Source organism: Chryseobacterium sp. BGARF1 (assembly GCF_001677955.1).
GTDB lineage: Bacteria > Bacteroidota > Bacteroidia > Flavobacteriales > Weeksellaceae > Chryseobacterium.
Genome location: NZ_LELA01000073.1, coordinates 34,389 through 48,925, shown reverse-complemented (window position 1 = coordinate 48,925; position 14,537 = coordinate 34,389). Strand labels below are relative to the sequence as shown.

Below are 14,537 nucleotides of genomic sequence, written 5' to 3'. Positions count from 1 at the left end.
ATTAAAATAGAACTCCGAAAGGCGGGTTTTAATCAGAAAAATCGTTTTACAGTAATATGAACGCTGCTCTTTTTAAATATTTATTTTAATTAAAATGTATAGCTTACACTGAATCCGAAAGTTCTTCCTCGGTAAGCACGAAATAAAATTTTGTCAACATTTTTATCATATTTGTCCGTTGCTCCGGGCATAAGCTCAAGCCCTTCCCTTACATTAGGATGAAAACCTTCTTTTGGAACTGAATACGAATTATAATTGTTATAATATTCTATAACCCTGTTAAAAATATTTCTTGCATTGAATTTAAATTCCAGGTTTTTATTTTTCAGCATTTTATATGATAATTGCGCATCTGCTACTGCATATGGTCTCTGAAGCTCTTCTCCTACATAATAATAACCAACTGTAATGTACTGTTCGCCTTTGGCATTGTATAAAAAACTCATTCCTAGACGCTCTCCTTCGTAGGTAAGCCCAAGATTATAAGCCCATGGAGTCTGCCCGTATAAAGGTCTTTCCACTTCAAAAGTTTCGTCTGCATCTTCGGTTCTGTAAACATTTTTAAATGCAACTACTTTAGTATCATTATATGTGAAATTACCGCTGATGAAAAGTTTTTCCAAAAAAGAATTTTTCAAAACAAATCCTAAATTTTTCCTTACTTCTACTTCAAAACCTTTCAGCTTTGCATTTTTTGAATTTCCATTATAGAGATATAAATTTCCTTCACTAGATATATGCCCTTCTCTTTCAATGGGTCTGTCAATATCTTTATAATATAATCCTGCAGAAATAATCTCTCCCAATCCGGGGAACCATTCGAACTTAAAATCGTAGTTTTTCACAACAGATGAACTAAGTTCTGTATTGTATATTAGCGCATTAGCTACTGGATCAAAATATGGCAACCCAGTCCTTTCATTAAACTGTGGACGCAGTACAGCACGATTATAAGCCAATCTAAGGTTCATTTTGTTGGTCGGGCTGTAGGTGAAATTTGCAGAAGGCATCCACTGCCAAGGTTTATCTTCTATCGGTTCTCTCGTAATGTTTCTAGAGTCATCCGGATCTAGTTGCTGTGAAATAAGGTTATATTTAAAATATTCTGCGCGAACTCCCCAAACCAAACGAAGTTTATTTCCTAAACGATTATCTAGCATAATGTATGGGGCGTGCTGAATAACCTCACCTTCATATTTATTATTTTTATACAAAGGTCTAGTCTGCCAACCAATGCCTCCAGGTGTATAACGAGAACCGTCAAACCATTCTGACAAAGCCCCGTACATCATCAGAGAATTTTTCTCAGTATTAGGCACATCTCTATTTTCGTCAACTCTCAGAAAGAATTTCTCTTGTAGGTTGGTATTATTTTTTAATATTCCGGCATATCCTACTTTAAGATCATTTTTAGAGTTCTCAATATTGATATTCCATTTAACAGACGCTCCAAAATTCCAGTCTGTTTCTTTATTTGATATTAATCCTCTAGAAAAATTGTTACCCGAGTTGTACACCTGATGATAAGCCAAAATTTCTTTTCCAATAAAATTATAATAGGTCTGATGTTGAGTATAGTCTTTTGTATCTGCCTCTACTCCTGTTCTTGCAGCATACCAACCTATCTCTGCATTTCCGATTTTATGATTTCCCTCCAGCTTATTCTGTAATAAAGTCTGATAGACTGGGTACATCGTATTATCTATATATGGCTTATCCATTGACTGAAGCTGGGAAGGATCATTATTGGGAATTACACCGTTGTAAAAATAATGATAGGATGCTTCTGCGTTTTCCGGCATTCCGCTTCCGCCCGTATATTCATTCCAGCCCGTTATCATTGTAAGAGTATTATCAAAAATATGGGTATATGAGTTTCTAAAAGATATTCTGTTTTTGCCTAGTTGAAGACCAAAATTCAACATTCCGGCCACTGTAGAATTGTAATTATAAGATGCGCCTTTGTTTTTGAAATCATAAAACTTAACGGGAGCCAATCCTTGCTGCTGATCTTTTCCTATGGGGCCTGTTGTATCTAGCCAGTTTCCTCTTCCCGTATGGTCGATATCTAGTTTGTTTTGTTCGTTTCTAACAGTGAGTGCACCTGCAAATCCCCATTTATTATTGTTTTTTAGTTTTAAACTTTTCCCGAAAGCAAACTGAAAATTTGAGTTTAAATCTGCTGTTGTTTTAAAAGTCGAAAAGTTATCGTTAAACTGTTTAGACTGCTCAAAGAAAAGTGGATTATTCCAGTCGGTTGACTCTAATCCTCTTGGGAAATTTCTTGTTCCGTCATCATACCCCCAGTAATCATTTTTACCTCTTTGACGGGTAAGAAAATCTTTGAATGTAGTGATATCATTGTATGAAGTTCCCATCGTCATACTCAAAAAATCTTCGGTCGGTATATCTTTGGTCTTCACCTCAACAAATCCTCCCGCAAAACTAGCATTCATATCTGGTGTAGAAGTTTTACTTACCACTACACTTTCTACCATTGCGGTAGGAATAATGTCAAAAGAAAAATTATTATTGTACGCTTCGGTACTTGGTAAATTAATACCATCCATAGCTGCTGTATTCCATCTTTCTCCCATCGACCGAACGACCACATATTTATTATCAACGGTAGTAACTCCGGTTACTCTTTTTAGAGTAGCTCCTACATCGCTGTCTGGTGTTTTAGAAATTTGTTCCGCAGATATACCGTCACTCATTTGTGCCGCCTTTTTCTGTTGAGCCAATAATCCTGCCTGTGTATCTCCTCTACGTGTTCCAGTGATAACCACTTCTTTAATATTGAACTCTTTATTCGATAAAGGATTTAGAGCAAAAGAAACTGAATTGATATCATTGTTTTTAACCGTAAGTTTTTCTACTCTCAGAGTGCTGTATTTTTCTGCTTTAACAATTAGCGTGTGTATTCCTGATTTAATTTCAATACTAAAGTCTCCATTATTATCAGTAACTGCATTTTTTCCGGCAATACTTATTACTGCTCCCGTAATAGGTTCTCCTACTTCGTTAACAATCTTCCCAGTTAGTCTACCGTTACCAATTGAGAATGTATTATTATCACCGTATTTTAATGAAACCATATTATTACGCATTCTGAAAATTACCGGAAGACCATTTGTAATTTCTTGAATACATTCATTCACAGGAATACTCATACAGCTTGCATTTCTTACTTTGAGATTTTTTAAATTATCGCTTGAATAGATAAATTTAACACCTGTATTTGTTGAAAATTCCTCTAGAGTCTGAATTAAAGACCTTCCTTCGGTAGTTCTGAAGGATACTTTTTGTACCAATTCCTGAGAATGTAATGAGACTGCAAAAAAAACCGCTGCAGTACCAAGCCCACATTTAAAATTTTTCATTTTTATTACTTTCCTTTTTTACTAGATTTATGTTTTAAGTGTTGACTATTTTTTGAGAGTATAAGTTTTGTCATTTTCTTTCTGAACCTGCATCCCTACTGCAAAAGCCAGCATTTCAATATTGTCATCAACATTTTCTCCATTAAATTCTGCGGAAATTTTCTCAGCATTTATCTCCTGAGGATAAAGAATATCAATAGCATAATGTTTTTTAATCACTTCTATAACTTTGATAAATGGAACATCCTTAAAGCTTAATGATTTAATTTTTAAAATAGGTTGATTGAAATGTTTATCACTTTTCTTGACAATGACAGCTGCAGCTCCATCAATTCCGAAATTAGTCCAGATTTGATTAGGCATCAGATAAAAATCTTTAGTATCTCCATAAGAAACCGCTACTTTGCCTTCGTAAAGCTCTACAGACTTATCTTTACCCATTTGGGAGATTTTGAATACTGTACCCAAAACACGGGTTGTGAAGTTTTCTGCCTGAACGACAAAAGGATGTCGTTTGTCTTTTGCTACAGAGAAAACAGCATCTCCTTCTAAATCTACAATTCTTGTATCAGCAGGAAAAGATTTTGCCACGGTAAGCTTAGCGCCTTGCATTAAAGTAACTACTGTACCATCTTCAAGAGTTACTTTTTTGAAAGAAGAATCAGCAATATATACGTCGGGCTTAAAAAATACATTGTAAACACCAAAAAGCGATAAAAACAATAGAAGAACAGCAGCTGGTGCATATTTTAATATTTTCTTTACAGAATAGCGTGAAATAACTAAAGTAGAATCTGATTTTCGTTTTATATCTGATAATATTGATTTCTTCGAATACTGCAAATGCTCTGTATCAAGTTCATTTAATATTTCGGCTTCCCAAATTTTCAACAATTCAGCCTCCTTACTTGTAAGATCTTGTCCTGATATTTCTCTACCCCAAAAAAAGAAAATAAATGCTTTAAGCTTATTGTCTTTACTATTTTTCATTCTTATAATTATTTATTTATGATCAAGGAATTAAAAACCTTTCTCTACTTATATCACAGACATAAATAAAAATTCTCCCTCGACAGTTTTAATGATAAATAGAAAAAAAAGAAGCAGATAACATTCTAGAAACACATGCAAAATACTAACAAACAGACATTTACAATATTTAAAAATTTTAAAATCTTAAAATCATTAACAAATACTTAATAATTAACTATGGATTAATTCACTAAAGGTTAACATTAACATTCTATTTTTGCATGGTAAAACAATGAGCCATGAATAAAACAGATTTGATGCTTCTAAAAAAAATTAGAAATGGGGATCAGAATGCTTTCTCGGCTTTATACCAACGCTATTACGATAGTCTTTATAAAATGGTTTTTATAAGAACCAGAGATAAATACTGTACAGAAGAACTTCTTCAAAATTTATGGCTAAAGGTTTTTGAAAACCCAGAATTTGTTCAGGTCGATGAAACAGGTTATGCCAGAAAATACTTTTTTCGTTATATGCATTTCAGAGTTATAGATGCTTTTAAAGCAGATAATAAATCTCTAAAAACATCAGAAATTGCGGAAGAATCATTGGAAGAAATCAGTGCTACAGAGTACTTTCAAATTTTCGAAGAGAATGATATCCAGGAATTGTTTAGATTAATTAAAGAGGTTTTGTATGAAGTATCTGATACAGAACAAAAAGTATATGATTTAAGAATTCGGCAGAATAAATCGGTAAAAGAAACCGCACAACTGCTTGGAGTTACCGATAAAACCGTTCACAATAAATTAAATAGTGTTCTTACAAAAATTCGTAATCAGGTGGAACCGAGATATAAATCCTCCAAAAATGTCGTTGATATGTTGATTTATATTGAGATTTTTTCTAATCTAAACTAAGTTTATTTTTTATATTAATAGGAAAAGTAGATTGAAATAGTATATAATCTTCTATTGATTAGTGGTTAAAAAAAAGGAAGCAATATCAATTAATTTGCTTCCTTTTTTTTGATTATTTAAAACCTTAAGTATAGAATAACTTAAAGTTTCTGAAGAATTTGCTCAATTTATTATTCAGAATCTTTATCAGACACAAAAAAATCGTCTGCATTTTCTGCGATTGGAATATATAGTCTTTCCCAAGATTTACTTCTAACCATATCCCAACTGTGGCCTTTTCCTTTCAGATCTTCAGCCAAAAGTACAGTTCCGGGTTTGATGATAAAAGTAGAGCCATCTGTCACTTTGAATCTGATGTTTCCTTTCAAAGTAATCACATATTGTCTTCTGGGAGCAGGATGCGCATTCTTTTCCCAATCTTCTGTTTTATTGCTCATCCAAAATGTGGTGGTATTCAGATGTTTCAACGTGGGGATTCTTCCTTTTTCAAAAGTACACGATCCATCAGGATTATTAAGCAGTCTCACTGCGGGAATATAATCTTTCGATTCTTCCTTATTGACTTTGATGCTTAGATTCTTGTTTTCTTTGTTTTGTGCATTCATTCCTAATGAGCTTAATGCTAATACAAGGCTAATTCCTTTGATGAAATTTTTCATTTTAAATATAACTTTATTAATTGTAAACAGTATCATAAACCAACATTTTTTCGAAAGAGGGTTTGTATTTTTTAACCAAAGCTAAGTGCTCAGGAAGTTGTCCGTAGGCTTCCAGATCTTCAAGGCTTTCAAATTCCATAGAGGCATTATAAGAATAACTGCTGTCTAAAACAGTTCTCGGACTTGAACCAGCTGGTTTTCCGTAGCGGAGATTTTTTTGGTAAGGAAGCTTTTTAAGACCTTCAAAGAAGTTTTCAAAATCTTTGATTTCGGCGACAGAAAGATCTTTTCTGAACCAAAAGAATAGATTGTGAGCGTACACTTTTTTATTTTTTTTTGAATTAAACATAGGTAAAACTGATGCGAACATATTTCCAGAGATTAGCAACAATGCCGAAGCCTGCACCGATCGGAATAAAAATTTTCTTCTTTCCATTGTATTGCTATTTAATTAAAATCAATTCGATATTTTAAGACAAACTGCCATTGTCGGTCAGAAACCACTGCATTATGGCTTGGGTCTCCCGTGAAAACCGGTCTGTTTTGGGCATCGAAAGTCAATCGGGAAGACATTCCGTTCATCAGTAGAGAAATTCCGGCATCATAAATCACGGCGTTATCATGAAGTCCTTTTAAATCTGATAGCTGCATTCCAACTGCGGGCTGAAGCTGAAGATTTTTCTTTTCTTTATTAAGATAAGGGAGTGTTCCTCCCAATTGAATATAATAAGTATTTCCGGTTCCGATGACAGGCATTGCGTTTCCGGCACCATTTAAACTTGCCTGAGTAACATCTACTGAAGTTGCAGGATTATTGGTTCCTACATAACGAACATAATTGGGACCATAATCATTGTGCATTGCCATTCCGTAAGCACTTACCGAAGTCCCTTTTTCTTTATTTAAAGGTGCGTCGTAAAATAAGTCTACCGCAAAGCTTTTCATATCGTCATTGATGGTGTTTTTATTAATATCCTGGTGCCACATCGCATCATGAATATAGTCGAACCCAGCTCCCAGACTCAATACATTTTTCTTTCCGACATACGTTCCTGAATTAAATGGCGTTGAAATATTTTCTTTATCCAAAAAGGCATACCTGAAATATCCTGAGAAGTCTTTATTGGGAGAATTTTTACTGAAAGAAGCGACGTTGACCTTCGAATCAGAGGTAGACATCGTATAAGGATCTGCTACAACCAAACGGTAATCAAATTTTCCTAACTGACCTTTGATGTATGCTCCCAATTCTCTTACGGTGTAGTCTGTAGCACCCGCATTGGAGGTTGCATAAGCGGGAAGGTCATACAACAAAGTATTCAAAGGTCCCGTTGAAAACCTTGATAAACCTCTCCAGGTAGAACGTCCTGCTCCAAAGGCAATTTTATCATTAAATGAGTATTCTGCGTAAGCATCCAAAAGATCAAAATAATTACTGGCTTTAGCATTCATATTGACATTGGTGGTACCACCCTGTAAAACAAACATCAGTTTTTCTGTAGGTTTATAGGTCATTTTTACACGAACTCTTCGCAAAGACAAGTCTGAAACTTCTGACTTCGCTTCGTTATTGATTAAACTTCCCGGATTCAGCTGTGTATATCTTGCCCAAAGCTCTGCATATCCGCTGAAAGAAATGTATCGTGAATGATCTTCATTAAGGTAATGAGTAAGCACCGGATTATTAAAATCATTTTTTTTCTGCGCTTCAACTTTTGAGAATACATTCACTACTGAAACTAAAATGACTGCGACTTTCAAATATTTTTTGTTCATACTATTTATTCTTTTCCTATTCTATTTGTTGATTTCAACGGGACAAAATTAGGTTCGAAAAACAAGGAACATCGTTAGAAAACTATTAGAAAATCTTTAGAAATTCATTAAAAAAATGAATCATTTACCTTAAAATAAAAATATACAATACCTTTGTATAGGTTTAAAAGAACAATTGATCTTCAATTTATTTGCCTGTTCCCTGAACATTATATTTTGCTTTTTATTCTAAATCATTTTTTGCATGAAAATTTTAATTATAGAAGATAATCTGCGTGTTTCGAGCCTTATGAAAAGAGGATTGGAAAGTCAGGGTTATGAAATTTACATCTCTGAAGATGCAGAAGATGCTCTTGTCATCATCGGAAAAATTGATTTTGATTTGATCATCACAGATATTATGTTACCACAGATGAATGGTATTGAACTGAGCAAACTGATTAAGCAGAAACATCCTAATCTGCCGATTATTATGCTGACTGCATTAGGTAGAATCGATGAAAAGATTGAAGGTTTTGATGCGGGAGCCGATGATTATATGGTAAAACCATTTGAAATAAGAGAATTGTATGCAAGAATAAAAGCTATTTTGCTAAGGAAACCTATTGCCCATTCGAAAAAAGAAGAATCAAATATTTTGGAATATCAGGATCTCACGATTAATAAAAATACAAATCGTGTCTTTAGAAATGGTATCGAAATAGATCTTACCCCGAAAGAATTTAAATTGCTTTCTTTCCTGATGAGCAATACAGAAAGGATTTTAACCCGGGAAGAAATTGCAGAAAATGTCTGGGGCAATCACTTTGATACAGGTACCAATTATATCGATGTGTACATCGCCTATCTTAGAAAGAAAATCGATAAAAATTTTGACGAAAAGCTGATTCACACCAAACCCGGAGTCGGTTTTATCTTTACAAAACTCTCATGAAAATAGTTACCAGAACTGCGCTCAGCTACGCTATCCTAACTGCAGGAATCTTATTTGTTTTTGCGTATGTGTTGTATTATGTTTCTGAGAAAAACAGAGAGGATGAATTTAATGACCGTTTAGGATATAAAATTATATGGAGATCTGAATTTATTTTTGATGCAAAAATTGACAATGCCAAAATAAAAGAACTTCATTTAAGAAATAAAAAAATACTGAACGAAGCTGATATCAGCGTTTATAACGATAAAAAAGAACTACTTTTTACAGATATTCCACCATCATCACAGAATCAAAAATATTTAGATCAATTAATCAAGAGTGGAAAAGACAGAATTACCTGGTTAAGAAGAGACCGCCAATATATGGCGATAAAATACGAATTTGATGGTGTTAATTATTACATTATAGGCAGTGCTGTAGACATTACAGGTAGATCTCATGTAGCTGAATTTAAAAAAGATATCATCGTTATTTACTTTATTTCGATTATTATCATCTTTATCATCGGCTTTATGTTTTCATATTATACTTTGAAGCCCTTAAAGGATATCATCATCCAGATTCGCGATATTTCTGAACATAATCTTCATAAAAGACTCGTTATTCCTAAAGCAAAAGACGAAATTTATGAACTGACAGAAACTTTTAATTCAACTTTTAACCGTTTAGAAAAATCATTTAACAATCATAAACAGTTTGTCACAACAATCTCCCATGAATTCAGAACCCCTCTTTCTACTTTGATTGCAGAGCTTGAATTGGCGAAAGAATTAAACACAACTTTGGATGATTACAAGATTTCTGTTGATAATGCATTGCAGGATGCAAATCACGCTTCACAGCTTTCATCTGCGCTTTTAGATTTTGCAAGGGCAAGTTATGATGTATCACAGATCAGTTTTACAGACCTTAGGCTGGATGAGGTTTTGGTGGAAGCAAAAGTAGCTTTACTTCAAAAAAATCCAGAATACAAAGTTGGAATTCATTATATGGATAATGCAGCAAATGTTGACGAGGTTAACTACGATTTTCATGGAAATCCTTATCTGTTGCAGATCGCTTTTCTGAATTTAATGGAAAATGCATGCAAATATTCTGAAGACAAAAAATGTAAGGTAGAAATTGAAATCCTGAATAAAAATATTGAGATAAGATTTATCGATAAAGGTATAGGGATCTCTGAAGAAGACCAGCTGAAAATTTTTGACCTCTTTTACCGTGGAAAAAACAAGAGCTTTAATTCAGGGAATGGTATTGGTCTGTCTATCGTTAAAAGGATTATTGAAATTCATCAAGGCATTTTGGAAGTTGAATCTAAACTTTTAGCGGGAAGCATTTTTAAAGTGAAATTGCCTACAGTTAGATACTGATAATCTAAAATTAGTTTTTCTGAATGAACACCACCAAAGTCATTTCCTTTTACATAACCATATGAATTTATGTCTGATAGATCGAATCTTACATAAGCCTCTGAACTTATTTTCAGAGGCTTTTATTTTTTTCGGGTATTTAAAAATTGTAGAATCCTAAAATTTTAGAATTCTACAAAAATATTTATTAAAAAATTACTGAATATCCACAGATTTTTTAGGTGAAATAGTACATTTTCCATTGTTGATCTTTCCTTCTGCTTTAACTTCGTAGGTACCTGCAGCATTATAGAGATGGGTAGCTGTTGTGCCTGTTGTCGTTGTTGTGGTACCATCACCAAAATTCCAAACGATGGATGTTATTTGATTTTCACCTGAATGGCTTACATTAAATTCAACTTGCTTTGGATTGGTTCCGGAAACATGAGCGTGTAGCGATGTCAATATAGATTCACTAAGACAGTCTACAATATCCTCTTCTACCTTTCGACAAGAAGAGAATATGGAAAATGCGGTGATTGCTAAAAATAGAATTCCCAAAAGTTTCGTTTTCATAATTATTATTTTTTACAATTTCATAAGCACATTAAAACGATGTTCAGCAAATGAGGTGATTTATATGTAAAGAGTTATTAACAGTGAAGTCTCTATTTAATAAAATCTAACGGATTAATAGTTTTCTACATTTTTTGCTTCTCTTAAAAACCAGGTATTAATAGATGCTGCCAAACACAGTACCCCTATTACAATAAATAATATAGATGTGTTTTTTGAAAAACTAATCACAGATCCTAATATAGGCTCAATAAGTGCTGCACAAAGATATCCAAACATATTCATAATTCCCATAGCGGTGCCGGTTTTTTGTTTTCCTAATATCTGCGGACACAAAGCCCAAAAGTTAGCTTGCGGACCATACACAAAAAAACCGCATGCGATGAGAAGAAAAGCTATTACAATAATATTTGATGAAGTGAAAGTATAAAGAGAAAATGATATGATAGAGCAAACCAACATACCGAATGTAATAGATCTGAAATTATTTTTAAATACTGAAACCGCAAGCTGACCAAAACTGACTGCCCCAATTGCCATCCCTAAAGGCAAAAGAAACGTAACCCATAAAAAAGAAGGGTCTTCTTTCCAGTTTTTACCCAAAAAATGAACAGGAACCCAGAAAATAAGACCATATCTCGCCATACTTTCCAAGCCAAAAGAAATACACAGCCTTACAAAAGTAAAATTTCCCAAAACCTCTGCATACGATGATTTTAGCTCAGCAAAAGTACGTTTTGGTGAATCTGTTTTTTTTGAAGTTGATTCTGATGGACTTGGTTTTATGAAAATTAAAAATATTGTGGAAGAAACCAGTAAAAATAAAACAGGTACTCTGAATAACATTCTCCATTCCATATCAAATGAAGTGAGAACTATCGAAATAAGAAAAGTAACGACAGAGGAAAGACCTGCTGCCATTGTATAAAGGCCGAAAGCCTTATTCTGTTCTTTAGATTCAAACCAATTGGTAATAATTTTTCCTCCGGGAGCCCATGCCATCGATTGAAATAGTCCATTAAAAAACCATAAAACCAAAATAACCGGAGCCGAATAAGCAAAACTAATCCCAATATTACAAGCAATCGAGAGATAAGCACCGATTGGAACCATTAATCGTGGACTAAAATGATCCGCCAAATTACCGTTGATAAACTGACCTATCGAATAACCGATCAGCATCGAAAAACTAATCCAGCCAATGTATGAATAACTGATTCCCAAATCTTCACTCATCGCCTTAGTTGCCCAGCCAAAATTGTGTCTTCCGGTGTAAAAAAAGAGGTAACAAAACATCGTAATGAACAACATTTTGTACTTTTCATCTATCTTTTTCATCATTAATTGCTTATTACGACACGGTAAGGTTTATTTTCAATAGCATAGTCAAATGCTTCGTTGGTTTGCTCAAGCGGAAATTCGGCTTCAATTAATTCTATAAAAGGAAAATCTGCATGATGCTTTTCCATAAAATCTACAGCATTGATGAAATCATCATAATTATAATTATGCATTCCTTTTATGGTGAGAAGTTTTCGAATGATTTGCTCAGGATTCAGAGGTAAATCCGGCATTGGAGTAACACCGCCAATCCAGATATTTTGAGCGCCAACTGCACTGAGTTCAATTCCCATTTTCATCGCATCCCAAGATCCGCTCATATCAATAATTACGTCAAATCCTTTTTTATAAAATCTGTCTGTAATTTCTTTAATATTATGATTTTCATTTAAACTATTATATATAAAATCAGCACCAAATCTTTTAGAATAGTCTAAGCGCTGATCGTCAATATCCGTTAATGTAATTGTCGCTGCTCCGGATATTTTTGCAAATGCTGAAGCTACAAGCCCTAAAACACCTGCACCAATGATGAGTACATTTTTTTGAGACACTGGATCTGCAATTCTAAAACCCGCCATTACAGTTGCTACTGCACAATTAATAATCGGAGCCAATTTTAAGGGAATTGTTGAAGGTATCTTTAAAATTCCTGTTCCTTCTCTTAAAAGACAATGAGTAGCCATTCCACCGTTATAGGTGTTGGTTTCAGTACATTTCACATGACCATATTTAAAAAGCTGAGCAGATTTTTGAGGAATATTTTCTATTGCAAACTCATCTTCATTCTGAACTGCAAAAATCGTCCATGTTACCAGATCTCCAATATTCAAAACATTTCCTTTTAGATCGTAAAACGGAACCGCTGATCCCAACTCTACAATTTCTCCCACAATTTCATGTCCTAAAATAATCGGTGACGGTTCTTTTCTTTTTCCGGTATAGGTGTGAATATCACTGCCACAAAGTGTCGTATATTTATTTTTAACTAAGATCTCGCCCGATTGTAACTGGGGCAGATCTGCTGTATTTTTATAGATGATTTTCTGTTCGTCGTTGAACAGCATCTGAAATGGTTTACACATTTTTGGTCAATTGGTTTTGTGAGTTGATGATAAATTCAGGTCCGTCAATCTCTCCGCCATACGGGATCAAAATATCTTCGTTGAATTTATAGCTGAAACTCAAATAATCTTTTTGTATTTTTAAAATAAAATATCCGTGAGATGACGTATCATTATAAATGAGATGCGGATTCAACTCATAAAGTCTTTCTCTTTTTTCAAGGATTTTCTTTTTGCTTAATCGGTCATCATTTTTGGAAGTAATTGAAGGCGTAAGAAATTCCCATGCAATGAGTTTTTCAGGATCTTCTGAACTTTTTAATTCTAAAACATGACTTTGGTGATGATCTCCCGTAAGAATAATGGGTGGATTTTTCAAGTCCTGAAATGTTTTCATTAATTGATTTCTTTGATACGGATATCCCGTCCACCAATCTTCTTCTTTATCTTCCTTTTCTTTTCCTGAATTGTAACCGGTAAACATCACCTGATTCACCAGAAAATTCCATCTTGCGTCACTGTTTTTCAATGCAATATTTAAAGCATTAAACTGATTTTCGGATATCATCTTTCTTTCTGAACTTTCTTTTGCCGGGTCATTTGTCAGAAGCTGCTTATCTCTACCATCCAAACGCTCTTCCAAGAAATAAAAGTTGGCATCTTTCCCAATTTTTACGGTGCGAATCATTTCCTTCAAAGAATTAGCCCGCACAGGCATCCATTCAAAATAAGCTTGCATTGCTGCCTGTTTTCTGTGATTCCAATCGCCTTCATTTTTCTGATGATTTTTAGCGCCTTCTTTATAGGCATTGTTGGCTAATTCGTGATCATCCCAAATACAAAAGAATGATTTTTTCTGATGAACTTTTTGTATATCTGAATCTTTGCAGTACAGCGCATATCTTTTTCGGTAATCGGATAAGGTGATTATTTCGTGTTGCGGATCATTAATTCTCCCTGTTTTTGCTAAAAATTCTTTATTACAGTATTTTCCTGTAGCGTATTCATAAATGTAATCACCTAAGTGGAAAACATAATCTATATTTTTGTTATTAGCAATGTGTTTGAAAGATGTGAGATAGCCGTCTTCATAATTATTACAGCTTACAACAGCGATTTGCAAATTATTGGAAATCGCATTGGGAAGTGTTTTGCATTTTCCCGTTTCAGAGGTATCACCAAGATATTTAAACCGATAATAATATTCGGTATCTTCTTTTAAACCATCAACATCAATTTTTATGGTATGATCTCTTTTTTCTGATGTTAAAAAAGAACCTTTTTTTTCAATCTTTTTAAAGTTTTTATCAATTGCCATCTCCCATTCTACATTCTTTTCGGCAGGAGAAACATCGTCAATTCTCGTCCAAATCACAACCGCTTGATTGGTGGGATCCCCTGAAGCAATTCCATGATTAAAATATTTTTTACCCTTTGGAAGCAGTAGAGATAATCTCTTCCCCGGAATAAGAACCGGTAACGTTAACAATAAAGATCGTATGAGAAAACTTTTTCTATTCATTTTGATAGATTAAACGGAGCACAATGGTAACAATTAAA

General features: G+C 33.9%; 12 protein-coding genes. 3 read left to right on the top strand and 9 right to left on the bottom strand.

Annotated elements, in window-relative coordinates; translation table 11 throughout:
* Positions 1-89 precede the first annotated feature (89 nt).
* Complete coding sequence (locus AB671_RS13830) at positions 90-3,383, bottom strand: TonB-dependent receptor (protein WP_066677864.1); 3,294 nt, start codon at positions 3,381-3,383, stop codon at positions 90-92.
* 45 nt (positions 3,384-3,428) lie between these two features.
* On the bottom strand, positions 3,429-4,373 hold the full coding sequence (locus AB671_RS13825; protein WP_066677867.1) for a FecR family protein: 945 nt from the start codon (positions 4,371-4,373) through the stop codon (positions 3,429-3,431).
* 281 nt (positions 4,374-4,654) lie between these two features.
* Between AB671_RS13825 and AB671_RS13820 the strand changes: the two genes are divergently transcribed.
* Positions 4,655-5,275, top strand: a complete 621-nt coding sequence (locus AB671_RS13820; RefSeq protein WP_066677869.1) for an RNA polymerase sigma factor — start codon at positions 4,655-4,657, stop codon at positions 5,273-5,275.
* A gap of 170 nt (positions 5,276-5,445) precedes the next feature.
* Here the strand turns inward: AB671_RS13820 and AB671_RS13815 are convergent, their stop codons facing one another.
* The 3 genes from AB671_RS13815 to AB671_RS13805 are packed head-to-tail and all read right to left on the bottom strand — an operon-like array spanning position 5,446 to position 7,710.
* Positions 5,446-5,934, bottom strand: coding sequence for a hypothetical protein (locus tag AB671_RS13815; protein WP_066677871.1), 489 nt, complete (start codon positions 5,932-5,934; stop codon positions 5,446-5,448).
* A 16-nt stretch (positions 5,935-5,950) separates the two neighbouring features.
* Complete coding sequence (locus AB671_RS13810) at positions 5,951-6,370, bottom strand: Dabb family protein (RefSeq protein ID WP_066677872.1); 420 nt, start codon at positions 6,368-6,370, stop codon at positions 5,951-5,953.
* 11 nt (positions 6,371-6,381) lie between these two features.
* The gene (locus tag AB671_RS13805) at positions 6,382-7,710 is read right to left on the bottom strand and encodes a hypothetical protein (RefSeq protein WP_066677875.1); all 1,329 of its coding nucleotides are present in this window, start codon (positions 7,708-7,710) and stop codon (positions 6,382-6,384) included.
* Positions 7,711-7,954: 244 nt separating this feature from the next.
* On the opposite strand from AB671_RS13805, the gene AB671_RS13800 reads away from it, so the two are divergent.
* Both AB671_RS13800 and AB671_RS13795 read left to right on the top strand, forming a co-directional pair.
* Entirely contained in the window at positions 7,955-8,644 is a 690-nt protein-coding gene (locus AB671_RS13800; protein ID WP_066677877.1) for a response regulator transcription factor, read from the top strand.
* Complete coding sequence (locus tag AB671_RS13795; RefSeq protein WP_066677879.1) at positions 8,641-10,017, top strand: sensor histidine kinase; 1,377 nt, start codon at positions 8,641-8,643, stop codon at positions 10,015-10,017. Before AB671_RS13800 ends, AB671_RS13795 begins: the two co-directional genes overlap by 4 nt.
* A gap of 195 nt (positions 10,018-10,212) precedes the next feature.
* Here AB671_RS13795 and AB671_RS13790 read toward each other — a convergent pair whose 3' ends face one another.
* The 4 genes from AB671_RS13790 to AB671_RS13775 form a co-directional block, all read right to left on the bottom strand.
* Positions 10,213-10,572, bottom strand: coding sequence for a PKD domain-containing protein (locus AB671_RS13790; protein WP_066677880.1), 360 nt, complete (start codon positions 10,570-10,572; stop codon positions 10,213-10,215).
* A 114-nt stretch (positions 10,573-10,686) separates the two neighbouring features.
* Entirely contained in the window at positions 10,687-11,913 is a 1,227-nt protein-coding gene (locus tag AB671_RS13785) for an MFS transporter (RefSeq protein WP_228390926.1), read from the bottom strand.
* Positions 11,913-12,998: a zinc-binding dehydrogenase gene (locus tag AB671_RS13780; protein ID WP_066677882.1), complete on the bottom strand. Its 1,086-nt coding sequence runs from the start codon at positions 12,996-12,998 to the stop codon at positions 11,913-11,915. The genes AB671_RS13785 and AB671_RS13780 overlap by 1 nt, the downstream gene beginning before the upstream one ends.
* Entirely contained in the window at positions 12,991-14,499 is a 1,509-nt protein-coding gene (locus AB671_RS13775; RefSeq protein WP_066677885.1) for an alkaline phosphatase D family protein, read from the bottom strand. The genes AB671_RS13780 and AB671_RS13775 overlap by 8 nt, the downstream gene beginning before the upstream one ends.
* Positions 14,500-14,537 lie beyond the last annotated feature (38 nt).